Raw genomic sequence first — 25,686 nt, 5'->3', positions numbered from 1 at the left:
AAATAATGTTTCAAAAAGGCATCTCACTTTTTGCTCTGTTTATTGCAGGTCTAATTTGTAGTAGTGCACAAGCACAGCAAGGGGACAACATTCCTACTTTAGAAACCCCTAAAACCTACATTTTAGGAGATATAAAAGTAACTGGTAAAATTAATTACAATCCTCAAACGGTTGTAACTTTTACAGGTTTAAATAAAGGTCAAAAAATTTCTGTTCCAGGAGAAGAGATTTCGGATGCTTTAAAAAAACTATGGAAACTAGGTTTTTTTAAAGACATTAATTTTTACGAAACATCTGTTGTTAACGATACTATCAATTTAGAACTTACTTTAAATGAGTTACCTCGTTTAAATAGCGCTAAAGTAAAAGGCTTCAAAAAAGCGAAGTCTGAAACGGTAATCAAAGAAGCTAAATTGACAAAAGGGAAAATCGTTAATGAAAACTTACTTTCTACAACGAAATATTATCTTTTAAATAAGTACAAAAAAGACGGTTTCTACAATACAAAAATCACATTAAATACGGTACCTACGGATTCAACTGGTAGATACGTAGATTTAGTTGTAGGTATTGACAAAGGAAAAAAAGTACGTATTTCAGATATTACTTTTGATGGTAACCAGCAGTTAACAAACAAACAGTTGCGCAAAGCATTAAAAGACACTAAAAAACGCAGTCCATTCAATCCATTACGTATTTTTAAACCTTCCAAATTTATTCAATCGAAATATGAGGAAGATTTAACACGCTTAGTGGATAAATACAAAGAAAAAGGATACCGAGATGCACGTATTATTACAGATACGACTGCTTACAATCCAAAAACAAATCGCATGGCGATTAACATCGATGTGGAAGAAGGGAACAAATACTACATCGGAGACATCCGTTTCATTGGAAACACCGTTTATACGAATAATCAACTTCGCAATATCTTGGGAATTGATAAAGGAGAAGTATATAATGGCGTGTTATTAAATAAACGTATTCAAGATTCTTCTAATCCAGATGCGTATGATTTAACCAACCAATATCAAAACAACGGATATTTATTCTCTAATATTACTCCAGTAGAAGTAAAAACAGCGAATGATACGATTGATTTCGAGATTCGAATTACAGAAGGACCTATTGCACGTTTCAACAACATTACTGTTCGCGGAAACGAATATACGCATGATCACGTTATCCACCGTACGTTAAAAACAAGACCTGGAGAAATCTGGAGCAAAGCGATGGTTATGGAGACAATGCGTCGTTTAGGGGCATTGAATATTTTTGATGCACAAGCCATTGTACCAGACATTTTAAATCCAGATCCAACTTCAGGAACGGTAGATGTGGAATGGTCAGTAGCTGAAAAAGGTTCAAGCCAGATTGAATTACAAGGAGGATACGGTGGAGGAGGTTTCATCGGAACCTTAGGATTGTCATTCAATAACTTCTCTTTAAGAAATATCTTCAATAAAAAAGCATACCATCCATTCCCAATGGGAGATGGTCAATCTTTAGCCTTGAGATTACAAGGAAGTTCATACTACCAAACGTATAGTTTGAGTTTCTCTGAACCATGGTTGGGTAGAAAAAAACCGGTAAACTTATTTGGTACCATTGCTTATAGTACACAAAACTTATACGACTACTACAACAGAAGAACAGACCGTAGTAGAGGTTTTAATATTACAACATTACAATTAGGGGTTGCGAAACAATTAAGTGTTCCAGATGATTATTTTGTATTATCACATACACTTAGTTTCCAATACTATGATATGAAGAACTATAACACTGGACTATTTACGTTTGGTGATGGTTCATCGCGAAATTTAGCGTATCAAATTGAATTAACGAGAGACAACCGAGGAATGGATCCAAACTTCCCTACTTTCGGTTCATTCTTTAGTATCAGTGGAAAATTCACTCCACCTTACTCGTTGTTCAACAATGTTGACTACAAGAATTTAGGAAATCAACAAGAATACAAATACAGATCTAAAGCAGGACAAGTTGATCCAAATACTGGATTAGTAATTCCTGAAGGTACATACTTAAATGCAGCTGGACAACCAGTAAGCAACTGGCAAGATGCTACTGCTGATGCGAGTAAAGTTGACCAAAAACGATTCAACTGGTTAGAATATTATAAATTAAAATTCAAAGGTGATTGGTATACCACAATTTTTGATAAATTAGTATTTAGAACAGTAGGAGAATTCGGTTATATGGGAGCGTATAATAGCAACCGTGGTGTTGTTCCATTTGAGCGCTTCTATGTAGGAGGAGATGGATTAGTAAACTTCTCATTAGATGGCCGTGAGGTTGTTCAGTTGAGAGGGTACAAAAACCAAGCATTGACACCAATTAATCAATATGGTGAACAAATTGGTGGTACGATATACAATAAATTCACCCTAGAATTACGTTATCCTATTACACTAAAACCAAGTGCCTCAGTATATGTATTATCATTTGCAGAAGCAGGAGCAGCATATGATTCATTCAAAGATTACAATCCATTCGATTTAAAACGATCTGCTGGATTGGGTGTTCGTGTGATTATGCCTATGTTTGGTCTATTGGGTATTGACTTTGGATATGGATTTGATGCACCTCCAGGAACAACTCAGAAAAACGGTTGGGAGACTCACTTCATCCTTGGTCAACAGTTTTAGTGATACACTTTGCTAAAATTTAACAAATTATGAGGTATCTTTTTATTTTTTTAATCAGTATTTTTGGATATTCCTTTTCCTTTGCACAAGGTGGGTCTGCCCGAGTTGCTTATATTGATATGGAACTTATCTTGCAACACGTCCCGGAATACACCGAAGCTAGTGCACAATTAGCTTCCCGTGCAGAAGGCTGGAAACAAGAAATTGATAAGAAAAAGGAAGAGATTAAAAAGCTCAAAACGGATTTAGCAAATGAAAGAGTATTGCTAACTCGTGATTTGATTAATGAAAAAGAAGAAGACATCAGTTCTCTTGAAGACGATCTTTTAAAATATCAACAAAAATATTTTGGTACAGATGGAGAGTACTTTTCGCAAAAAATAAGTTTAGCGAAACCGATTCAAGATCAGGTATTCTCTATGGTACAAGATATTGCTGAAGCTAGAAAATACGACTATGTTTTAGACAAGAATGCAGAAACTACGATGTTAATAGCGGATAAACGATATGATATTAGTAATTTAGTCATTCGTCGTATGACCTCTGCTCGAAGAAAACAAAACATGACTGCGGAACAGGTTGAAGCAGTAGAGAAAGAGGAAAAAGAAGAAGATGCTATTTCGTTGAGACAAAGTAGACGTGAAGAACAGCAACGAAGAAGAGAAGAAGCTGAACGTCAAATGCGTCAAGAACAGAAAGAGGAAAAGCAGAAACAACAGCAAACTTCTAATCAGCAAGAGCAAACGAACAAAGAAGACGCTTTAAAACGTCAACAGGAAGAGAAGCTGAAGGAGTTAGAAGAAAAAAGAGCAGAAGCTGAACGATTAAGACAAGAAAAGATTGAAGCGCAAAAACAAGCGTTGAAACAAAAGCAAGAGGAAATTGAGCAGAAGAAGCAAGAAGATAAACAAAAGAGAGAGCAACTTCAATTAGATCGAGAAAAGCAAATCAAAGAGCAGCAAGAAGAAGCTGAAAAGCAAAAAGCTGCTAGAGAAAAAAGAGAACAAGAAGAAAAAGATAGACGACGAGAAGAAGCAGAAAAACAGCAAAAGAATGAAAAGAATGAAGAACTTGAGAAATTAATTGCTGAAAGACAAGCTGCCGAAGCTAAGCGTAGAGCCGACCTAGAGCAAAAGAAAAAAGAAGCCCTAGAACAACGTCAACGACAAATCGAGGAAACTCAACGTAAACAACAGGAAATTAAAGATCGTGTTCAACAAGAACAAGAAGAGAAACGCAAGAGAATGCTTCAAGAACAAGAAGAAATGAAAAAACAAATTGAAGCCGCAAAAAGTAACAAGTAAAATAATATAAAAAACGAATACAATGAAAAAAATGAAATCCTTATTGATTGCAGCAGTAATGTTTTTTGGCGTTAGCTTAACAACAGCAACAGCTCAAACTAAAGTTGCACACATCGATGTTCAAGCTTTGATTACAGAAATGCCTGCTATGAAATCAGCTGAGGCAGAATTGAAAACATTAAGCGAAAAATATCAAAAAGAATACGGAACAATGGTATCTGAGTACCAAACAAAAGCTCAAAAATACCAAACTGAAGCACCTACTGTAGGAGACAAAGTAAATGAAGATAGACAAAAAGAAGTTGAAGATCTTTTACAAAGAATCCAACAATTCCAGACTACAGCTTCACAAGATTTACAAAAGAAAGAGGTTGATTTAACACAACCAATTTTTGAGAAAGCTAGAACTGCAATCCAAAAAGTAGCTCGTGCTCAAGGAATCCAATATGTTTTAGATTCTTCAATGGGTTCAGGAGTTTTATTAGCTGATGGTACAAACTTAGCAGCTGATGTAAAAAAAGAATTAGGTATTAAATAATTTTTATATTTCAATAAAAAAGTCCGTTATTACAACGGACTTTTTTATTTTTGTTCTACTTATGAAAAATACAAATCCCATTGGTCTATTTGACTCTGGTATAGGTGGAACCACAATATGGCAGGAGATACACAAACTAATGCCTACGGAGGACACCATTTTTTTAGCCGATCAAAAGAACGCTCCTTATGGTACGCAAACCAAAGAAGCTATTCTTGCCTTATCTCATAAAAATGTACAATACCTCGTTGATCAAGGCTGTAAGCTTGTTGTTGTTGCTTGTAATACAGCTACAACCAATGCCATTCAAGAGTTGCGTTCTTCTTTCACTATTCCTATTATTGGAATAGAACCCGCAATTAAACCTGCATCCTTATTGACTAAAACCTCAACTATAGGCGTTTTAGCTACAAAAGGAACCATTACAAGTGATTTATTTACTTCTAAGCTAAAACTATACCCTAACGTTAAGATAATTGAGCAAATAGGCTATAATCTCGTTACCTTGATTGAGTCCGGACAACTGCACTCACAAGAAATGAAAGATCTTTTACAACTGTATCTATTACCAATGGTAGAACAAGGCATGGATACCCTTGTATTAGGCTGTACGCACTATCCTTACTTAACCCCCATCATCAAGACTTTAATTCCCGAGCATATATTGATTATTGACTCAGGCGAGGCTGTGGCAAAACACACGCAAAAAATATTGGGAGAACATCATTTATTGACCCCCCATACAAACAAGGGCAACACAGTATTTTACACAAACGTTGATCCTAGTATTTTACAGACTTTTGCACCTGATGATGTCCAAGTTCAACAAATTGAATTTTAATAAAAAAGCATGGAAATTTCCATGCTTTTTTATTAAAGATACTTGATCCCTTACATACTTTAATTGGGAAAGTTATCATCCTCCCCCACTCTTTTCTTTTATTCTTTGAACCAACTAGAGTACATCACGTAATTCGTTGCTATACGCTCTATTTCCCCAGCGAAGTTAGAAGCATTGATATCTTTTACTTTCTTAGCAGGAACCCCTGCGTAAATGCTTCCAGACTCAATTACTGTGTTTTGTGTAACAACAGCTCCCGCAGCAATAATGGTGTTGCTATGCACCACACAATTATCCATCACAATCGCCCCCATTCCAATCAAGACATTATCATGTATAACACAACCATGTACCATGGCATTATGTCCTATAGATACATTGTTTCCAATAACCGTTGGATGTTTTTCATAGGTACAATGAATCACCGCTCCATCCTGAATATTGACTTGATTTCCTATGGTAATCGAATTCACATCTCCGCGTATTACAGCATTGAACCAAACACTACACGATTCTCCTATCGTAACATCACCAACGATAGTCGCATTTTCAGCAATGTAACAATCCGCAGCTATTTGAGGGTATTTTCCTCTTATTTCTTTTATTATCATACTTCATTATATTTTAAAAAAAAAGTCCCGATAAATATCGGGACTTTTTTTTTAATCATGTAAGTTAGGACAGTTACAATCTAATGAACTTCGTTTTCCAAATAAATTAACTCCAAGTGTAAACAAGTGGAATCCTCCTTTGTTAAACGTATTATCTCCTAATTCATGTGTATACGTGTAAGTCAAACTAAACATCTTGTAAGATCCTCCTAATAGTGGACTAATACTTTGATTTGCTTGTTTCTTCGTTTTACCACTTTTCATGTACTCAGCTCTGTTAAAGTCGCGTCTATAAGAAACCCCTGCCCAAAGCTTTGCATTGTCAAATGTTTTATACACTTTCATATTCACATCTGCTAACTTCATTTCAGTTTCTTCAACGTACTGTAATAAAACCGAAGGCTCATACATCCATCCACCATTGTAACGTGTGTTTCCGAATGTATATCCCCCACCTAATAAATAGCGGCGGAAGTTGCTACTTTCTGCATCCGTGTACAATTCTCTTTTACTCGTAACTGCATTTTTAACTGTGAACATAGAGAAAAATTCTCCACGGTGATAAGCTGCTCCAAAGTCAACAGAGAAATAGCTGTCTTTTACTTCAAGACCACCACTTAGAATCGGATCGTATCCAGAACCAAACTCTGTTTCATCTAATGTAGTTCGCGCAAAACCTGCACTCATACCAAACGATAACATATTCAATTCATAACGCGATTCACTAAATGTGATATGGTGCGCATACGTCAACTTCGCTCCTGTTTCTGAATGATACCCATTCTTATCTTTGAAAGCGATGATACCAATACCCGATCGTTCTCCGACGCGGGTATTGATTGTTAAAGTTTGAGTTTGCGGTGCATCATCCGTATCTCCCCATTGTTGTCTTATCGCTCCTCTTACTTGTGTACTATTTTTCAAACCAGCCATTGCAGGGTGAATCAAATAATAGTTATCAGCTAAATAATCCGAATACATAGGTAATCCACCGTCTTGCGCATTACTCATTTGAGTAACTAATAACGCAACTGCTAAATATCTTTTCTTAAATATTTTCATATCCTAATTATCGTTTTAATGAGAAGTGCCCTTTATATTGAACTTTTCTAGGAACTTGATTTGCTTGTTTAGCCTCTTCTAAATATTCTACAGTAAACCAATAGTCTGTTGATGGCATTTGCTTCCCATTAAATGTACCATCCCATCCTCCACTAGCAGGATTAAACTGAGAAAGTAATTTACCATATCTATCATAGATATAAATCACAGCTTCTGGATGTCCTTTTAATGTTGGAATATTCCAAGTATCATTAAACCCATCACCATTTGGTGTAAAGAATCTTGGATACCCTAAAACAAATACGTCAACATATTGAGGACAAATTGATCTCTGATCTTTGTATCTAACCCAAACTCTATGTGAACCATTTAATACATCATAGAAGATTCTTGAATCTTGGTAAGCACCTTCATCTAAAGCATACTCAAACAATCTAGTGTCCGTTGGACTTTCAATTATAATTGAAATTCTTTCTTCTCCGTCAATTGCTCCAATAATACCTTTTGAGTCAACATTCATTACTTTGATTTTGATATCCTCAACAAAGTTAAGTGTTATATCATTACTAGTATTAGAACATTGTTGTCCTTTGTATTTAACAACCACTCTAAAGACATTACCTAATTCAATACTTTCGACTACATAGTATGATTTTGTAGCACCATTAATTGGCACAAATCCACCTGTAGCACCTCTTCTTTCCCATTGGAATTCATAATCACCACCTTTGTATCCTGAATCAATCGTATACGGGTCAACTAATTTTCCTGTATTGTAATCGATACATACTAATGTACTCGCTTGTAGTACTGGTGCGATCGGTGTTTCAAAAACAGTCAATGTGAATCTGGTTTCATCTTGACAGAAGAACCCTGCATCATCTTGTTTAACAACTGCTACGATTTCGTGTGTTCCGATTGGTAATCTGAAACGTCCTAAATCTCCAGCATCAATTAATGCATTGTTGTAATAGTATTGTACTACTAAATCAGCTGGAACAATAACTTGAGCTCCTTTAATCTCATCTGTAAACAAATTAAGATCGAATACTGCAGTTCCTGCTGGCCCTGCTGGTGTTGCACATTTCTCAATTCTTCCTTTATCCGTTGTACTAATTGGAAAAGCTATTACTTTTTGTTCAATTGATAACGTTAATCTATCTACATAGAAACAACCTGTTTTCTTATCAGTTAATCTTACAAAAATCACTTGTCGATTTGGAGTAGTATTAACGAAATCATACATGATTGGTTCTCTATCATTCATTGCTGCATCTAAACCTGTATAGAACGTAATTAAATAATCAGCTGCATTTCTACCTTCTAAAATCTCATCAAATTTTGTTCTTAAATCAAATTTTTCAAACTCCCCTGGAGTATCCAAACAATGAACATAAGGTTTCAATGGACTAAAGTATGGTTGAAGATTTACCTTCACTGGTAATTTTACAATCACATAACAAGTATCAGGTACACCTCCATTATTCTTAGCAACTCTCACCCAAACAGTTCTTGTTCCTGTCACATAATTAGTCGGAGCCGGAATAGGATTTACATTTGCATTAGCATCTGCTTCAGATTCAAAATAACTAAAGAATAAATTTAGATCTTGATTTCTTATGTCCTCTTCAGCTAAACGTAGATTAAATTCAGCTTTTCCATCTCTTGTTTCAAACTCACACATCTCTAAAGTCTTAGGATTGTAGTTTGGCTTTGGTAATGGTTTTGCTCTAATAACTAATGGTCTATAACTTCTACAACCATTTCTACCTTCAACAGACACCCAAATCGTTTGAGGATTTGTTCTATTTACATAGTTTCTTGTATTCTGGATTGGGTTACGATTATTCTCTGCATCTTCTTTTGATTCATAATAACCAAATACAGCTCCAAATACCTCAACACCTAATAAAAGTTCTGATTCTCTTTCATGTAAATTAAATGTTGCAGAAACACCAGGTAACGTTATATCTTGACATAAATCGATTGGTGTTAATACCGCAGCAATTTCCAATGGATTTTTAATTTCCAATAGGAAAGAACCAATTACATAACATTTCGTTACTGCATTATCAATTCTAACCCAAATTCTTTGATTTAGTCTTGTATTTGTAAACACCTCTGGCGTTGTAATTCTATTTCTACTATTTAATGCATCAGCTTCTGTTAAATAGTAAACAATTCTAATATCAGCAGGGTTTCCTTCTTGCTCAGCTAAGATACGATCATTTTGATCTGTTAAATCAAAAATAGCACTTGTACCATCAAATCTATCTGTACACATCACTAAATTTTCAAGAGCCACTGGTAAAATAGGCGCAGCTACTGCAACAATTCTCAAAGGCTTCACAGTGAAACAACGTGTTACAGGATCTAATGCTTTCACCCAAACTGTTGATACCCCTGGTTGAATATTCGTATAGTTTCTTGGATTTAAAATACGATCAATATCGTTATATGCATTTTCTTCTAGTTCATAGAAATGATATTCTAAACCAACAACTCCTACTTGGATGGTATTGATAATATCCACTAAGTTAAAAGAAGTTACTCCTGTTTCTCCATAGCTACAAACTTGGAATGGTTCAGCAGTAATATTCAATGTTGGTAATGCATCAACACGTAATGCTAATGTTCTTACTACATGACATCCTACTTCGTTTTCAATACGAACAAAAATGGTTTGGTAATAAGCCGTTTCATTTTCATAGCTATTAGGTAATCTATTGCGATTCGCATCTGCATCAGCTTCTGTTTTATGGTAGGTAATAACTAAACCTTGTTGTCCATTTGCTATTACATTCTTGTATCCTACTAAATCAAAAACTCCAATTCCATTATCCTCTGGTGCACTACATAATTTATACGTAGGTAACATAGCCGAGATATTTGGTAATAATTTTGTCGTTAACACAATACGAGTTACTGCATAACATCCTGTTGTTCTATCTTGTACTCTTACCCATACCACATAAGAAGTAGTATTAGAGAAAGAATTTGCATTATCAATAGGGAATTCTCCTCTATGTGCAGCATTTTCAGTCAAGTAGTAAGTAATTTCAAAATTCGCAGCATTCTGACCGCCTAAGATTTCAGCTTCTTTTTGACGCAAATCATAAATAACTTCTCTATTGTGACTTTCAACGCACGCTTCGAAAGGTGTAGGTGTCACAATTCTAGGAGAACGTGAAATTACCAATTCAACAGGTACAATTTCAAAACATCCTGAACGATCAAAAGCAATTCTTGCATAAATCGTTTGATTATTTGGAATTGTATTGGTGAATGTATCAGATAAGTTATTAATATTTCGTTGTGCATCAGCTTCAGAAATAAAATAACGTACACTTATATTAGGTAAAATATTACCAAACAATTGGAATGTAATTGTACTCGTTGAGAACTCAGCAATACCATCATTATTTGTTGAACAATTAAAGATAGTAACATCATCCGCATGTTCTGGAATATCAGCTACAATCAAATCAATTGGTGTCGTAGCAAAACATTTCGTTCTTGAATGTTCTACACGTGCCCAAATTCTACCATTCATTGCTTGATACATATTTGGTAAACGATTCGCAGCCAAACCTGCAATTGCATCTGCTTCTGTAGCAAAATAACTAACGATTAAGTTAGGTCTTCCACCTGTTAAAGCTAAATTATTCAATGGCAAGTTAAATTCACCAATAGATTTCTCTGCATTCACAGGACAACCAAAAATTTCGGTTACTGGGAATATAGTAGGTACTTCTTCAATGTATAATCTAAAACTTGTTGTGGCATAAGCCTCAGCATTCGCATCACTTTGCACACGTACATAGATAGTCTGCCCATCTGTACCAGCAAAAGTAGCTAAATCTGCTGTTGGAATAGCATTATTTCCTGCCAATGCACCAGCTTGTGTAGTATGATAAGTTACTGTAAATCCAGGTGTATTATTATATACAATAGGAGTTTGTACAGTTAAATCAAAAGTTGTTGCTGGATCACAAATAATTAAATTATCTAAATCACGCAGTTGTAATGCACAATTGTTTACCACCAAATAGAAACTATCAACTGTATAACAATTTAAACTCATTCCAGGATCAACCGCTCTAAACCAAATTTTTCTTGGACTATCAGCAATATTTACCTCTTGATTAACGACAATACCATTAACATTAAGTTGCGCATCTTCTTCCCTATTATAATAACTATACACTACATTTGGATTCGAGCTAACAGAAGGTTGAACATCTCTTAAGTTAAATGTTCCAACGCGTGTTGCTTGATCCATACAAGCATTTAAATTATCTGGACGATCAACAAATAATACAGGATCAATGGTAACTGTAATATCTTCCGTATGAACACAATTAAATGAATCAGTTACTTCATAAGTATAAGTATAGGTACCTGGCATAACTGGACGTACACTAGCTGTACCATCTCCGTTATCCATGATTCCCTCACCAATCCAACGTTGTGATTTAATTTCAGGTGTAAAAGATAAATCTTTTGGTAAAATTGCATCATTGAAAATCAATCCCCATTCAAAAATCCACCCATTGTCAATTCCTTTATTATCCTTAATACGAATAGTCCATTCTCCATTGAGTTTATGACCTACAACATCTGCAAAACTATTATTAGCACGATAGGTCCCTGGATTAATCGATTGTCTACGTGTAGGAACCGTTGGCATGCTTACTTGAGTAGTTGGACCATTAGATAAAATAGTTGCTCCCGCCTCTGCAAAGTCATAACGCCAACCTACTCCAGGCCCTAATTGTGCATCAGGAGAATTGGGTCCAGCACCACCTAGCCAATTTGGGATTCCCATGGCTAAATTTAATCCTTGATTCTCTCTATTAATACTAATAACACCATTATGTGTAACATTCCCATCGTCATCTGTAGTAACTGGTGGAATTAAATCAATATCTAAATCCCCTAGGTAAGAATGTTCCATATTTACATAGAACGTAAAATTTTCCGCAGGATCTATATCCGGATTATCTCCAATTCTTTCATCATCACAGAACATATCTACAACGATTTTTGTTTCATATGCAGTTCCTTGACCATCAGGAATAAAAGTAACACCTGCTTGTGGTGGAGGTGGGTTATATTTTACCCTTTTCAGAATTACATCAGCATTTAGAAGAACCGTATCATTTAAACAATAGTTTTCCTTATCTGTACTCAATTCTATTTCCGCTTCACTTTCAGAAATCTGCACAATAACTTTCCCTTTATCATGACTTGTACATACACCGTTAGCATCACGTACAACTAATGTAAATTTATAAGCACCCGGATCCAAATCCAACGTCACTTCTTTACCATAATAAACAATAGGCTGGTGGTTTGCATCTCTCATACTCGAAACCCACTCATAAGTTGCTCCTGAACCATCTACTTCAAAAGCTCCTCTCATTTTTAAGGTAACAGGCGTTCCTTTACATGCGCGAATAATCCCAATATCTTCAGGACATTGAGGAGCTAAGGCTGGGTCAATCTCTGGTGTTGACCCAACAAAAATGGCATTAATTCTCTGACATTCTCCACCTTGACATGTAATTTTCGCTCTCCAACCTGGAAAAGTATTTTGGTCATCGGATTGAAAAACCATTGTTAAACACCCACCTGATGCAGTGTGGCCTGCAACACGAAATGGATCTACTTGTCCAGACAACTCCATTAAAGGAGCCCCTCCCGCAACAGTTCCTCGATAAATAGTTAAAATATCTGCATTAGCTTCTGTAATAAAAGCCTCGAAATCAAGAACTATAACTCTATTTGCCGCATCAGGACATATCGTATAAGTCAAGTTTTCATTATTCCCATAGTGATTGTCAAATCCTCCCGAATCATAAAAATAACCCGAACAGGTTTCAACTTCACCATTTATCATGGGATATGGAGTATACTCTGAGTTATTTTGGGCATAAATCAGGTAACTACATAATAAAAATAATAGGTTAATAATTTTTTTCATACTGCTAATCTCTATAAGCTTGTTTATGAATAATAATTACAAAATTTGTATTGTCCATACGATACGAGAAACTTCCTAAATTAAAAAATTTCATATCATACTTTAATACATTAAATGTATTAACGTCTACTGTTGTATCACGTGTCAAATCTGGATTAAACTTGTTGAACAAAGGTACAGTTGACAATAATTGATGTTTTTCACCTGCTACGAAAGCTTCTTCCTTAATTTCTACTCTTTCATTGAGCAGATGCATTAAGGCGTTCACTCTAGTTTCAGATAACAATTGCTTATTATCTCGATAGACTTCTGTAATTCGAGGATCTAAAGTCGTCGTTCTATCTTGCGCTTTTGATGAAAAACCCAAGAGTATAGCTCCAACTAAGATAATTACAGAGCTAAAAACCATTTTAAACTTCATACGTTACACACTTTATAAAAATTATTATTCATTTATTACTATTATAAAATTCTAAAATAGATTAACTTACGTTCAGAATTGGAATTAAAAGGCTTCTATTTTTCACGCTGTTAATTCATACTTAATTATATGTTAATTATATGTTTAAAAAACCAAATATACAGATTCGTAGAATATAAGTTTGTTAATTTTGAAAAAAAATAAAACAAAATGTCGCACATTAAAATTCAAAATACTCAAAACCCAGCAATTGTCAAGTTTATCCTACCTGATTTCATCACAAAAGGAGACAATTTTGAGTTCAAAAACATTGATGAAACTGCTCAATCTCCTTTAGCGCGAGAACTTTTCTACTTACCTTTTGTAAAAACGGTATTTATTGCAAATAATTTCATTGCTATTGAAAAATTTTCAATTGTTGAATGGGAGGACGTGCAAGACACGGTTGCAGACCAAATCCAAACTTTCATGGCTAAAGGTAAGAAAATCTTAATAGAATCTAAAGATGATGCCAAAAAACATCCTATTACGATTTATGCAGAGTCAACTCCAAACCCAGCCGTAATTAAATTTGTTGCCAACAAGGCATTAACTAAGCAAGGGGTTGAGTTCAAAAACATTGATCAAGCCAAGTCTTCTCCTTTAGCGAAAGAGCTGTTTAAACTGCCTTTTGTACGCGAAGTATTCATTGATGAGAACTATGTTTCTATTTCGAAATATGAGGCCTTTGATTGGAATGAATTCATTCAATCGACACGCTCTTTTATTAAGGAATTTTTAGAAAAAGGAAATTTAGCGGTGGATGAAGCTTTAGTAACTAATGTAGAAGAATTAGAAAAACAAGCGGATATTCACTTTGACTCATTAGATGAAAAGTCACAACGCATCATTAATATTTTGGAAGAAAATGTAAAACCAGCAGTTCAGGCTGATGGTGGAAATATCGCTTTCCAAAATTACAATGGAGATACCAACGTGGTTCAAGTTATCTTACAAGGTGCTTGTAGCGGTTGTCCATCTTCTACTTTTACCTTAAAGAATGGTATTGAGAACATGCTACGTCACATGCTTGCAGACGAAGCTATCGTTGTAGAAGCAATCAACGGATAATATCCGATACAATAGTAATAGTTATTAAAAAAAGCGCTTGAAGTGATTCAAGCGCTTTTTTAGTTATAAGTTGAACGATTTAAAATTCCTTACCCTTTCGAAGTAAATTTAGTTCGTTTCTGATCGAGGTCAAATTGTTCAAATAATTCCAACAACCCTATAGTTGCTTTTACCAAATCATCAGTTTCAAACAAGATAGAGAAATACAACTTACTGTTCTTCGGACTCGTTTCTGTTGTGCGAATACGAACGATTTGCTTTTGAATTAATTTATCAATCGTCAACGTAATCTCTTCTTTATTCGCTAAAACATCACTAATGCGATCAAACTTCTCTTCTAAGAAGATGGCTCCAATCTCATCTAAGAAGCTTTGTAGTTTATTATCGATTAGCTTTAAGTCGCGAATCTGATTAAACTTCAACTTCTTGTGGTTATTGTCCACGTGTGTATAGCTATTCTGTGTAATAAATAAGGTAGACTTAATAATATCTTGTAAAAATCCAAGCGTTAATACGTAAAACTTACTTGCTCCTACCGTAGTTTCATCTAAATTCTTAATGAAGAAATACACATTTCCACGCAAACTATCCACTTCTTTTTCCAGCTGTTTTAACTTCTTTCTACACGCTTTTAAATCCGCGTGATTTTGCAAAGCCACTCCATCAATCACACGAGTATATAATTCATTTGTACGAACAATAACCTTAGCAATTTGAGCCGAACTCTCCGAAGCTACTTCCTGGATGGTAACAATATCAATTTTATTGAGCTTTTCCGTTTTGAGTTTTTTCTCTTGTTCTAAACGCTGATGCATCTTATTGCTTCTATACAATAGAATACCCACTAAGATCAACATCGCTACTAAAGCATAAACTTCTCCTATATATAAAATGTAGGCTGTAATGAAAGAAGCCACAAAAGCAACTATAGCTGTTACAAACCATCCACCAATTACGTTGAATACCCCTGCTACGCGATAAACAGCTGAATCTCTATCCCAGGCTCTATCCGCAAAGGAAGTACCCATTGCTACCATAAACGTAACATAAGTTGTAGATAAAGGTAGTTTCATTGATGTACCAATAGAGATTAGAATACTCGCCACCATCAAATTGACAGAAGCACGTACCATATCAAAAGCTGGTTCATCCTCCTTATTCTTGCTTTTTGATTTTACCTCCGGTTGCTCAAAACGCTTATCCATATGGATTTGCCATGATTTTGGAAGGAAGTAATTCACAATTCCACCCAAAATAACCATGCTTCGTACTAAAGCCTTTGACAACAAATTCGGTGAAAATTTCTCATCTGAAGAATCTGAACTTTGACGAGCTAAGCTCATTTCTGTTTCGATTACATTGCGTGCCTTTTTTGATGTCCACAAGGTATAAACCATCACCGCTCCAGCTAACAATAGGAAGTAGAAGGGTGCTTTCACACTTTCTTCTGCTAATTTTCCCATCATATAAACATCAGGCGCTTGTCCTGAGCTTTGAAAGAATTCAAAAGATTGAATCGCCGCAATCGGCACCCCAATAAAGTTCACCAAATCATTTCCTGCGAAAGCCAAGGCTAAAGCAAACGTTCCGATGATAATAATGACGCGTAGGATATTTAGCTTAAACAAGGACATGAGCATCTGAGAGAACAAGGTCCAAAACACAAAGCTTGCTCCTAGAATAATTAGCTGATTGTGATCAATCCAATTCGATGCTTCCTTCGTCAAGAAACTCGAACCTTTTAACCCTTTAATTAAGATAAAGAATGAAATTGCCGTAATTGCTGTTCCTCCAAATAAAGCACCAAAGTATTTCAATTTACGTTCTACTTGAAACGTAAAAATTAGACGCGATACATATTGAACTAACGTACCTAGTGTAAAGGATAAAATAACGGACAACAAAATACTCACAACAATCTCGGAGGCTTTTTTCGTATTGATATACGAGGGCAAGGTAGCCCAACTGTCATCACTTGTTACAATTTTCACTACAGCTAAACACACTGCAGCTCCCAACAATTCGAATACAATCGAAACTGTTGTAGATGTAGGTAATCCTAGTGTATTAAAGACATCCAACAACAAGACATCCGTAATCATTACGGCTAGGAAAATAATCATTACATCGTTGAAGGTAAACATACTGGGGACAAAGATTCCACTTCGGGCAATCTCCATCATACCACCAGAAAACACCGCTCCTACCAAAATACCCAAAGAAGCGACCAACATGATACCTTTGAAAGACATCGCCTTTGATCCAAGTCCTGAGTTTAAGAAGTTTACAGCGTCGTTACTAACTCCAACAGTCAAATCTATTATCGCCAATATCCCAAGGGCTATCAGCATTACAATAAAAATCTGTTCCATTTATTCTTTTATTTTTTGCGTACTGCAAAAGTGCTTATATTTCTGTAATCCAACGTTAACTTAATGTTATCCTTTGTTTTTTTTGGTTAGGGGTTGTGAGTTATGAGTTGGGGGTTAGGGGTTATGAGTTAGGGGTTATGAGTTAGGGGTTATGAGTTAGGGGTTATGAGTTAGGTTATGAGTTAGGTTATGAGTTAGGTTATGAGTTAGGTTATGAGTTAGGTTATGAGTTAGGTTATGAGTTAGGTTATGAGTTAGGTTATGAGTTAGGTTATGAGTTAGGGGTTATGAGTTAGGGGTTGCGGGTTATGGGTAAGGGAGTGAAGGTGAACGTCCCTAAATACAGCTGACCGTTTTTAGGGACTTCAGGTCTCGACAAATGCAACTGTGCTCGGATTTCCAATAAAATTTTCCTTAATTTTGTTATTCAAACACAAGTTACGAATATGAATGAACTCCAACACGCTTCAAACCCGTATTTAAGACAACATGCCTCCAATCCTATTCATTGGAAAGCTTGGCATCCAACTGTTTTTGAGCAAGCCCAAAAACAAAATAAATTGGTTATTGTCAGTATCGGATATTCAACCTGTCATTGGTGTCATGTTATGGAAGAGGAAAGTTTTACTAATCCAGCTGTTGCCGAGGTAATGAATCAAAATTTCATTTCGATAAAAGTAGACCGTGAGGAACATCCCGATGTGGATGCCTACTATATGAAGGCCGTTCAGCTAATGACCAAACAAGGAGGATGGCCCTTAAATGTTGTTTGTTTACCGGATGGAAGGCCTATTTGGGGAGGAACTTATTTTCCGAAACAAACTTGGGTAGATGCTTTAACACAACTTGCACAATTACACCAAAACAAACCCGAAGCTACCCTTGAATTTGCTACCAAATTACAAGAGGGGGTTTATATAATGGGACTCGCACCTGTGGCAAACGAAGAGAGTCGATTCAATTTGGATATCGTGCTTGAAAAATGGAAACAAAGTTTCGATTTAGAGTATGGTGGTTACCAACGAGCCCCTAAATTTATGATGCCCACCAACCTACTCTATCTTCAAAAAGTAGGTGATTTGACACGAGATAAAGATTTACTTCACTATATTGATTTAACCCTCACCCAAATGGCTTGGGGCGGGATATTTGATGTCTTAGAAGGCGGTTTCTCTCGCTATTCTGTGGATTTCAAATGGCATATTCCTCATTTTGAAAAAATGTTATACGACAATGCCCAATTGTTGAGTGTATATAGTGATGCCTATAAACGCACAGCTAATCCACTGTATTTAGAAGTAATTACCAAGACCATACAATTTATTCAACGCAATTGGCTATCTGATTGGGGCGGAATTTATTCTGCTTTGGATGCAGATAGTGTAAACGACAAAGGTATTTCACAAGAAGGGGCTTACTACGTTTGGACAGAAGCTACCTTGCGTCGTATTTTAGGAGATGACTTTTCTTTATTTGCGCAAATATTCAATGTTAATGCCTATGGTTATTGGGAAGAAGGGCATTTTGTACTTATTCAAAATCAACCTTTGGCTTCTATTGCTACAGCTAATCAATTGGATGTTTTTGACTTACAAGAACGCAAAAAGAAGTGGGAACAATTGCTTTTAGAAGAACGAGATCACAGACCAAAACCGCACTTAGACGACAAAATTATCTGCAGCTGGAATGCCATGTTGATTACAGGGCTACTAGATGCCTATAGTGCGACAAACGAAACAAGTTATTTGCAACAAGCAGAAAGCATTAATCACTACATTCAAACATATTTATTGGATGAAGAACGAGGATTATTTCACTCTTCTCACAATCAAAATGCACATACTTTAGGATATTTAGATGATTATGCTTTTTATATTCAAGCTTTAATTCGCTTGTTTGAGCACACGGCAAATCAAGATTATTTATGGCAAGCCAAACGTCTCATGGATTTAACTTTGGACTTATTTTTAGATGAAAAGAGTAAGTTCTTCTATTTTAATCAGGCTAGTCAGGCTAACCATATTTTGAGAAGCATTGAAACAGAAGATAACGTAATTCCTTCTGCTAATGCGGTTTTATGTATGAATTTACTTCAATTGGGCGTTGCATTTGAGCATGCGCATTACACCCAGCTTGCCCAACACATGATTGAAGTGATGCAATCTAATTTAGATTACCCTTCGGCCTATTCACATTGGCTGTTGGCCATGTTGTATACAACTGCTCCAGCAGAACTAGCCATTGTTGGTACCAATGCTCTAGAAGCTAGTTTACAAGTTCAGGCAAACTTAATCAGTAAGACTTTTGTTTTTCCAATTAATCAACCTAGTACAATACCGTATTTTGAAAAATATACGATCCAAGAAACTACACAGTATTATCTTTGCGAAAACAGACATTGTTTAACGCCAACCACTGATTTAAGTAGCTTAATTAAACTGTAATTTATGGAAAAATTCGATCATTTATTGACGTCCTATATTGAAAATGCAATTGCCTATATTCCGCATATTGTAACCTCGCTTCTTATTCTTGGCTTGGGGTTGTGGGTCATTAAAATGTCTCAAACGATTGCTAGGCGTATCATGACAAAGCGCAATATAGACCCAACGTTTTCAAGCTTTATACTCGATGTTTTACTTTGGGGGTTTCGCATTTTACTTTTCGTTGTTATCGCCTCCAAACTAGGCATTCAAACGAGCTCGTTTGTTGCGATAATTGGCGCCATGAGTTTGGCTATTGGACTTTCATTACAAGGCTCGCTCAGCAATTTTGCTGGGGGTGTTTTGATTATTCTCTTCAAGCCTTTTCGCATTGGAGATATTATTGAAGCCCAGGGAGAAACAGGAAAAGTATTGAGTATTCACATATTTTCCACGCAAATTGTCAACTATCAAAATAGCGTTATTTACCTGCCTAATGGAGTTTTATCCAATAGCAAGATTAAAAATATATCGCAAAATAACCTGAGAAGATCAGAGGTACTTGTTCAGACGAACTTAACCAAAAATACCAATCTATTTATTGACCAGTTGTTAGAAGAGCTTCAATCCAATGACAAGATCTTATCACAACCAAAACCTCGAGTGTTAATTAAAGAATTACTCGACACTAAAATTACCTATGTGGTACAAGTATGGGTAGACAACGACAACTTTACCGCTGTCAATTCATTTATCCTACTAAAATCAAGAGAAATAAGTGATGCTTTATAATCACTTATTTCTTTTGTTTTACAGGCATTACAAAATCCTTCAAGTAGTAAGGTTCAAAATAAGCCACATCTACAAAGTCTTTTGCCGTATATTTTTCATAACTCAACGCGACCATTTCTTTAGCAGAAGGGTAGACAATAGCATCAATGAATTTAAAATTTGGTGCTGTTAAGACGGTTGCACATTTCATTGCTCCATCCCCAATGAAGTAAACGGGTACATCCCCCTCTAATTCACTAAAAGAAGCCTCGTCAATCACTTTTGCCTCAATAGCCTTAACCAACACTCCTTCATGAGAAAAAGTGGCGCAAAACACCTCCATTCGCCTTGCATCAATCATCGGGATAATCCATCCGCTATTCACTTGCAATTGCTTGGCTAAAATCTGCAACGTATCTAGCGCAATCATCGGGATATTTAGTCCATAGCACAAACCTTTAACGGATGACACACCAATGCGCAATCCAGTATAAGATCCAGGACCTTGACTAACGGCAATAGCCGATAGATTTTGCATTGTTAACCCGTTTTCTTTGAGCAGCTCTTCTATAAACACATGCAGTTTTTCTGCATGAGAAAAATTTTCTTCTGCTATTTCTTTCACTCCTACAAGTGCTCCATCTACAGACAAAGAGACAGAACAGTTTTTAGTTGCGGTCTCTATATTCAATAGTACAATCATTCTTTCGTTTCTTCTTTCTTTATCTTATCATTGTGTTTCAAGGTTTTACTAACTGTCGAGTAAGGTCCTGTAATGATGACATCTCCTTGTTTCAACCCTTGAACAATTTCAATATTTTTATCGTCTTGAATCCCTGTTTTTACAAAGCGCAATTGGGCTACACCATTGGCATCTACAAATACAGCTTCTTTGAGCGCTTCGCTCGTTTGTGCTGCTTTATTGCTCTCTTGATTACTCAATGTATCAGCAGGGCTACGCATAACAACTGCGCTAATTGGCACGGCAAGCACTTTATTTTTAACGTGAGTAATAATATCTACAGCTGCCGTCATCCCTGGTCTGAAAGGAGAATAATCTTCTAACTTTCCGTCGAGTAAATCCTCATAGGATTCACGTAGAATTTTAATCTTTACCTTGAACGTTGTCACTTGATCCGCGGATAAGGTTTGATTAGAAGCTGAATTGGAAATACTCGTTACAACTCCCTTAAATTCCTTTTTCAAAAAGGCATCCACATTGATTTTTGTTTCGTCTCCAACTTTCACTTTGACAATATCATTTTCGTTGATGTTTACTTCAACTTCCATGCTATTCAAATTCGCTACACGCAATAGTTCTGTACCCGCCATTTGTTGCGTTCCAAGTACGCGCTCCCCCAATTCAACATCTACACGCGAAATTGTTCCTGCACTAGGAGCGTAAATTGTTGTTTTCAACAAATTCACTTTTGCTTCTTCAACTGCTGCTCTTGAGCTTTCTACATTGTAAAAGGCCGAATTTTTATTGGCTTTCGCAACTTCATATGAACGCACCACCTGATCCCATTCTGAACCCGAAATAACGCCTTTCTCGAATAAGGTTTTATTTCGCGCAAATGAAGCTTTCGTTTCTTTCAACTGGGCTTCTGCTTGTTCCAATCCAGCTTTACTTGTTGATAACATCGCTACCATACGATCTAGATTAGATTCATACAAGTTTGGATTGATTACAACTAGCAAATCGCCTTTATTAACTACCTGTCCTTCTTTGACTGGCAAATTTATGATTTCTCCAGATACTTCTGGTGTTATTTTAATCTCAATTTCAGGCTGAATTTTCCCAGTACCGGAAACCGTTTCTACTAAATTGATTTCATCAACAGCAGCTAACTCTACCACAGTAGATACATCCTTCGTCGTAAAAAACTGTATCCCAACAAAGAGACCGACAACGAGTGCTAAAACAATAAATATATATTTCTTTTTCATCCCTTAATTTCTTTTAAACAGCGGTAATCCGAAGTAGTATTCTAATATTTTATTCTTAAAAATGTAATCGTATTTAGCTTTGAGAAGATTTGATTGAGCCGTTACGTGTAAGTTTTGATTTTGATTGAGTTCAAAGATATTAATCAACCCAACCGCATAGCGTTCTCTTGCATACTCCAACGATTTTTCTCGAGATTCCAGTGTTACAACACTAGCTTCATACGTTTGAAAACTACTCTTGGTATCCGTGTAAGCTTTGAAAACCAATTGTTCTAATTTCAATTCCTCAGCTTCTTTCTCATATTGCATCTGTTCCAAAGCCAATTGATTGAGTTTTACTGTTTTTCTTGTTTTTAATCCGTTGAAGATAGGCACGGTCAAACTCAACCCAAAGGTTGAACTTTTATTGTTGTCAATCTGTCTAAAAAACGACTCTGGACCACCATATACATTCATCATTCCTTGGCGCATCACGCGTTGTCCTGATCCCTCCACAAACCCAATTTGATCCAAACCTTCCGTCGGGCTACTTCCGACAATTCGATCTTGATAACGCACATTAGAACCAAAATTATAGAATCCCGTCAGTTTAGGATAATAGGCTCCTTTGCTTATTTGTACTTCCTTTTCTGCCAATTGCACGTTGAGTTCTGCCGTTTTTATATTCGTCAGAGATTCAAAAGCGCGACTGGTAATTTCTTCGGGAGTATATAACATCAATTCCGATTCTGTTATTTTATAATCTGTATCTTGAACATCAAAGTGTTCATAATCTCGGATTTGAAGCAACTGAGCCAGATTCAATTTTGCGATAATCAATTCATTTTCAGAGCTGATTAAACGCTGTGTAGAAGAAGCTACTGTTGCCTTTACATCCAGTAAATCTCCTGCTGGGACTGCCCCTGCATTCACCAAGACCTGCACTCTACTTACTTCGTTTTCATCGTAGTCTAATTGAACTTTGTTTGTATGTACTAATTCTTTGTTGAAAATAATTTGTAAGTACGAATTAATAACTGCCAGGGCAATATCTTCTTTGATTTTTTGGACTTGATAAACTGAAGCTACATGTTCCAAACGCGCTTTTGCTAATCGCTTTTGCTTTTGTAGACCATCAAAAATATCAATCCCTACACTCAATCCAACGGTAGACTCCTGCAAGGTACGTTGTCCAATCGTCCCCGTTTGAACATCTGGTTGGTCTACCATCGTCCAAGAATGATTAGCCGATCCACTCAAGACAGGTAAAAAGTCGTATCGCGCCATATCCACAGTAACGACATTGCGCTGTTCGCCTATTTCGATTTGCTTGACGCTGATATTGTGTTCGATGGCATAATCAATACATTCGTCTAGCGTCCAGCGCTTCTCTTGCGCTAAGACAGGCAAAGCAAGAAAAGAAAACAGGACTGAAATGTAAAATTTACTCAAATTCATTGCAAATTAATTATCTAAACTATAAGACGTGAAGTAGAAACGATTGTTACATTAAAGGTAATAAAAAAACCGCCTTCTTAGGCGGTTTGTTCTTTTATGCTCCTTTAACTCTTCTTCTTTTTATATACTTTGTAACTAAAATACAAGGCAAATCCAACGAGTAAATAAGGGAATATCATCAAGTAAACAATACCATTATTTACGGCTTCTGCTTTTACTCCACCATCTTCCGTTTCCAATACAGCTCTACACATGGCGCACTGAGCAACTGCCGTTTGGGCAGAGGCTAAGATAAAAAACGCAACTAAAAAATAAAACTTTTTCATACGAGTCTAATTTACGTAATAAGGAGAAATCATTAAATATACGATTACCCCTGTTACTGCAACATACAACCACATCGGATAAGTAATACGCGCCAATTTTTTATGGCGTTGGTATGAACCTGAAATACCACGTACAAATGTGATTAATACAAAAGGAATAATGATAATAGACAATAAGATATGCGTAATCAAAATAAAGAAATACGCATAACGAATAAAGCCTTCCCCTCCGTATTTCGTTTCGATTGAAGTCATATGGTAAGCAACATACATCGCTAAGAAAGCAACCGAACAAGCAATACACAATTTAATTAAACGCTCGTGTAAGGCTTTATTTCCTTTTTTAATAGCAGCTACTGCCCAAACTAACAATACGGCTGTAATTCCATTAATAGTAGCGTAAATTGGGGGTAAAAAACTCAAAGGCTGAACATCATACCCTAGCTTCTGTAAATTTACACCAAATAGAATCGCTACAACCACAGGAATGGTGATGGACAAAATCCAAATCCACTTGGTATATTTTTGTTCTAATTCTTTATAATTTTCCATGTCTTATTCAGCTAACAATAATTTAATATCTTCTTTGATCCATTGAACACCTTCATCTGATGTACCATCATAATATAACACTGGGTTTCCATGCTCATCGATTCTACATCTGATATTCCCTTCTTTATCAATTAAAGCAAATAACCCTGAATGCTCAAATCCTCCTGGTGCCTCTGGATTAACTCCTGTATATAAATTGAATTTAGCTGCTAAATCATAGATGTATTTTGCATCTCCAGTCAACATGTGCCAATGGGGAATTGTAACACCTAATTCCTCCCCATGTGCTTTCAACGCTTCAACGGTATCATTTTTAGGGTCAATTGTAATTGAAGCAATACCGAAATCCATATGTGGACGGAAGGTATTTTGTAACTTCAACATATTTTGATTCATAATCGGGCAGATTGTCGGGCAATTCGCAAAGAAAAATTCGACTACATACACTTTCCCTTTATAACTAGCATTATTGATGGTCTTATTGTTTTGATCAACTAGTTCAAAACTTGGTGCTTGTCCAATAACAACTAAATCTGACTTTTCGAATTTCTTAATAATCTTTGGCACTGCCCAAATTCCGAATACCAATACAACTAAAGAAATCCAGATATATGATTTATCTTTCATATCTACTCTTCATTACTATTAATGCGTTTATACTTTTTTAATGCTAATCGATATTCAGCCAATACAACTTTTACATCATCCATCATATCATTGTGTAATTCCGCTGCTGAAATGGTAGAATATCCTTCTTTATATTCAAGCTCTCCTGCTTTGTTTTTACCTTTTCTTCCTCTAAGGTTACGATCTTTATCAACGATATACACATTGATACTTGCTAAATCATCATCTAATTTACCAACTAGACCTAAACTTTTATAAAACGTTTGAATTTCTTCTGGCTCTAAGAATAAGTAGTTCCAGTTTGACATATCCGAAATTGGACTTAGGTCATCCACTACTTTTTGTGCTTCTGCTTCCGATCCTTTCGGTAGGACCATCACCAATTGAAAATCGTCAAAGTCTTTATAGCGGTTGTAGATTTTTTGATTGAGGTTAAAGGCATCCCCACGGTCTCTGTATAGATGTCCACCAGGAAATCCCAATACGGTAATGCGGCCTTGCAAAACAGGTTGTTTGTTTAATGAAGACTCACCTAGCGGTAGTTCATTTACATTTTCACTAATGATGGGTAAACGTTGAAATTGATTCACCCCAGTAGCGAAAAAAAGATAAGCACAAATAGGCATTACAAAAAGCAATACGAGTATGATATATTTTTTCACTTTACAATAAATTAAATAGCT

At 35.9% G+C, this 25,686-nt stretch carries 19 protein-coding genes; 7 read left to right on the top strand and 12 right to left on the bottom strand.

The annotated features are described in order from the left end of the window. The first annotated feature begins 5 nt into the window (after nucleotides 1–5). From ACUTSE_RS00790 to murI, 4 genes are all read left to right on the top strand, one after another. A complete protein-coding gene (locus ACUTSE_RS00790; RefSeq protein ID WP_445638877.1) occupies nucleotides 6–2,672 on the top strand; it encodes a BamA/OMP85 family outer membrane protein in 2,667 nt (888 codons plus the stop codon). Nucleotides 2,673–2,701: 29 nt separating this feature from the next. After that, nucleotides 2,702–3,976 (top strand): OmpH family outer membrane protein, encoded by a 1,275-nt coding sequence (locus ACUTSE_RS00785; RefSeq protein WP_445638876.1) that lies wholly within the window; start codon nucleotides 2,702–2,704, stop codon nucleotides 3,974–3,976. A gap of 22 nt (nucleotides 3,977–3,998) precedes the next feature. Continuing rightward, a complete protein-coding gene (locus tag ACUTSE_RS00780; protein ID WP_002989920.1) occupies nucleotides 3,999–4,514 on the top strand; it encodes an OmpH family outer membrane protein in 516 nt (171 codons plus the stop codon). A gap of 61 nt (nucleotides 4,515–4,575) precedes the next feature. Next, the gene (gene murI, locus ACUTSE_RS00775; protein WP_445638875.1) at nucleotides 4,576–5,355 is read left to right on the top strand and encodes a glutamate racemase; all 780 of its coding nucleotides are present in this window, start codon (nucleotides 4,576–4,578) and stop codon (nucleotides 5,353–5,355) included. 98 nt (nucleotides 5,356–5,453) lie between these two features. Here the strand turns inward: murI and ACUTSE_RS00770 are convergent, their stop codons facing one another. The 4 genes from ACUTSE_RS00770 to ACUTSE_RS00755 are packed head-to-tail and all read right to left on the bottom strand — an operon-like array spanning nucleotide 5,454 to nucleotide 13,435. Next, nucleotides 5,454–5,966 carry a gamma carbonic anhydrase family protein gene (locus ACUTSE_RS00770; RefSeq protein ID WP_445638874.1) on the bottom strand — a complete coding sequence of 171 codons (513 nt, stop codon included), beginning with the start codon at nucleotides 5,964–5,966 and terminating at the stop codon, nucleotides 5,454–5,456. A 51-nt stretch (nucleotides 5,967–6,017) separates the two neighbouring features. After that, nucleotides 6,018–7,028: a PorP/SprF family type IX secretion system membrane protein gene (locus ACUTSE_RS00765; protein ID WP_445638873.1), complete on the bottom strand. Its 1,011-nt coding sequence runs from the start codon at nucleotides 7,026–7,028 to the stop codon at nucleotides 6,018–6,020. 7 nt (nucleotides 7,029–7,035) lie between these two features. Then, complete coding sequence (locus ACUTSE_RS00760) at nucleotides 7,036–13,014, bottom strand: T9SS type B sorting domain-containing protein (protein ID WP_445638872.1); 5,979 nt, start codon at nucleotides 13,012–13,014, stop codon at nucleotides 7,036–7,038. A 4-nt stretch (nucleotides 13,015–13,018) separates the two neighbouring features. Then, nucleotides 13,019–13,435: a hypothetical protein gene (locus ACUTSE_RS00755; RefSeq protein ID WP_445638871.1), complete on the bottom strand. Its 417-nt coding sequence runs from the start codon at nucleotides 13,433–13,435 to the stop codon at nucleotides 13,019–13,021. Nucleotides 13,436–13,645: 210 nt separating this feature from the next. Between ACUTSE_RS00755 and ACUTSE_RS00750 the strand changes: the two genes are divergently transcribed. Further along, a complete protein-coding gene (locus ACUTSE_RS00750) occupies nucleotides 13,646–14,545 on the top strand; it encodes a NifU family protein (protein ID WP_445638870.1) in 900 nt (299 codons plus the stop codon). 89 nt (nucleotides 14,546–14,634) lie between these two features. Here ACUTSE_RS00750 and ACUTSE_RS00745 read toward each other — a convergent pair whose 3' ends face one another. After that, entirely contained in the window at nucleotides 14,635–16,917 is a 2,283-nt protein-coding gene (locus ACUTSE_RS00745) for an anion permease (protein ID WP_445638869.1), read from the bottom strand. Nucleotides 16,918–17,363: 446 nt separating this feature from the next. On the opposite strand from ACUTSE_RS00745, the gene ACUTSE_RS00740 reads away from it, so the two are divergent. Beyond that, a complete protein-coding gene (locus ACUTSE_RS00740; protein ID WP_445638868.1) occupies nucleotides 17,364–19,361 on the top strand; it encodes a thioredoxin domain-containing protein in 1,998 nt (665 codons plus the stop codon). Between the two features lie 3 nt (nucleotides 19,362–19,364). Beyond that, nucleotides 19,365–20,132, top strand: a complete 768-nt coding sequence (locus ACUTSE_RS00735) for a mechanosensitive ion channel family protein (protein WP_002989899.1) — start codon at nucleotides 19,365–19,367, stop codon at nucleotides 20,130–20,132. A gap of 4 nt (nucleotides 20,133–20,136) precedes the next feature. On the opposite strand, the gene tsaB is transcribed toward ACUTSE_RS00735, so the two are convergent. The 7 genes from tsaB to ACUTSE_RS00700 all read right to left on the bottom strand — a co-directional run bounded on the left by tsaB (nucleotide 20,137) and on the right by ACUTSE_RS00700 (nucleotide 25,629). Beyond that, entirely contained in the window at nucleotides 20,137–20,814 is a 678-nt protein-coding gene (gene tsaB / locus ACUTSE_RS00730; RefSeq protein ID WP_445638867.1) for a tRNA (adenosine(37)-N6)-threonylcarbamoyltransferase complex dimerization subunit type 1 TsaB, read from the bottom strand. Further along, nucleotides 20,811–22,061, bottom strand: a complete 1,251-nt coding sequence (locus tag ACUTSE_RS00725) for an efflux RND transporter periplasmic adaptor subunit (RefSeq protein WP_445638866.1) — start codon at nucleotides 22,059–22,061, stop codon at nucleotides 20,811–20,813. Before ACUTSE_RS00725 ends, tsaB begins: the two co-directional genes overlap by 4 nt. A 3-nt stretch (nucleotides 22,062–22,064) precedes the next feature. Continuing rightward, nucleotides 22,065–23,498, bottom strand: a complete 1,434-nt coding sequence (locus tag ACUTSE_RS00720) for a TolC family protein (protein ID WP_445638865.1) — start codon at nucleotides 23,496–23,498, stop codon at nucleotides 22,065–22,067. Between the two features lie 104 nt (nucleotides 23,499–23,602). Next, nucleotides 23,603–23,824, bottom strand: a complete 222-nt coding sequence (locus ACUTSE_RS00715) for a hypothetical protein (RefSeq protein ID WP_002989890.1) — start codon at nucleotides 23,822–23,824, stop codon at nucleotides 23,603–23,605. Between the two features lie 6 nt (nucleotides 23,825–23,830). Then, the gene (locus tag ACUTSE_RS00710; RefSeq protein ID WP_002989888.1) at nucleotides 23,831–24,376 is read right to left on the bottom strand and encodes a DUF420 domain-containing protein; all 546 of its coding nucleotides are present in this window, start codon (nucleotides 24,374–24,376) and stop codon (nucleotides 23,831–23,833) included. A 3-nt stretch (nucleotides 24,377–24,379) separates the two neighbouring features. Next, nucleotides 24,380–25,003, bottom strand: a complete 624-nt coding sequence (locus ACUTSE_RS00705) for an SCO family protein (protein ID WP_445638864.1) — start codon at nucleotides 25,001–25,003, stop codon at nucleotides 24,380–24,382. A 2-nt stretch (nucleotides 25,004–25,005) separates the two neighbouring features. Next, complete coding sequence (locus ACUTSE_RS00700; protein WP_445639043.1) at nucleotides 25,006–25,629, bottom strand: hypothetical protein; 624 nt, start codon at nucleotides 25,627–25,629, stop codon at nucleotides 25,006–25,008. Between the last annotated feature and the right edge of the window lie 57 nt (nucleotides 25,630–25,686).

The organism is Myroides sp. TSA_177.3, from assembly GCF_052691955.1.
This window is presented reverse-complemented; position numbering and strand designations above follow the sequence as displayed.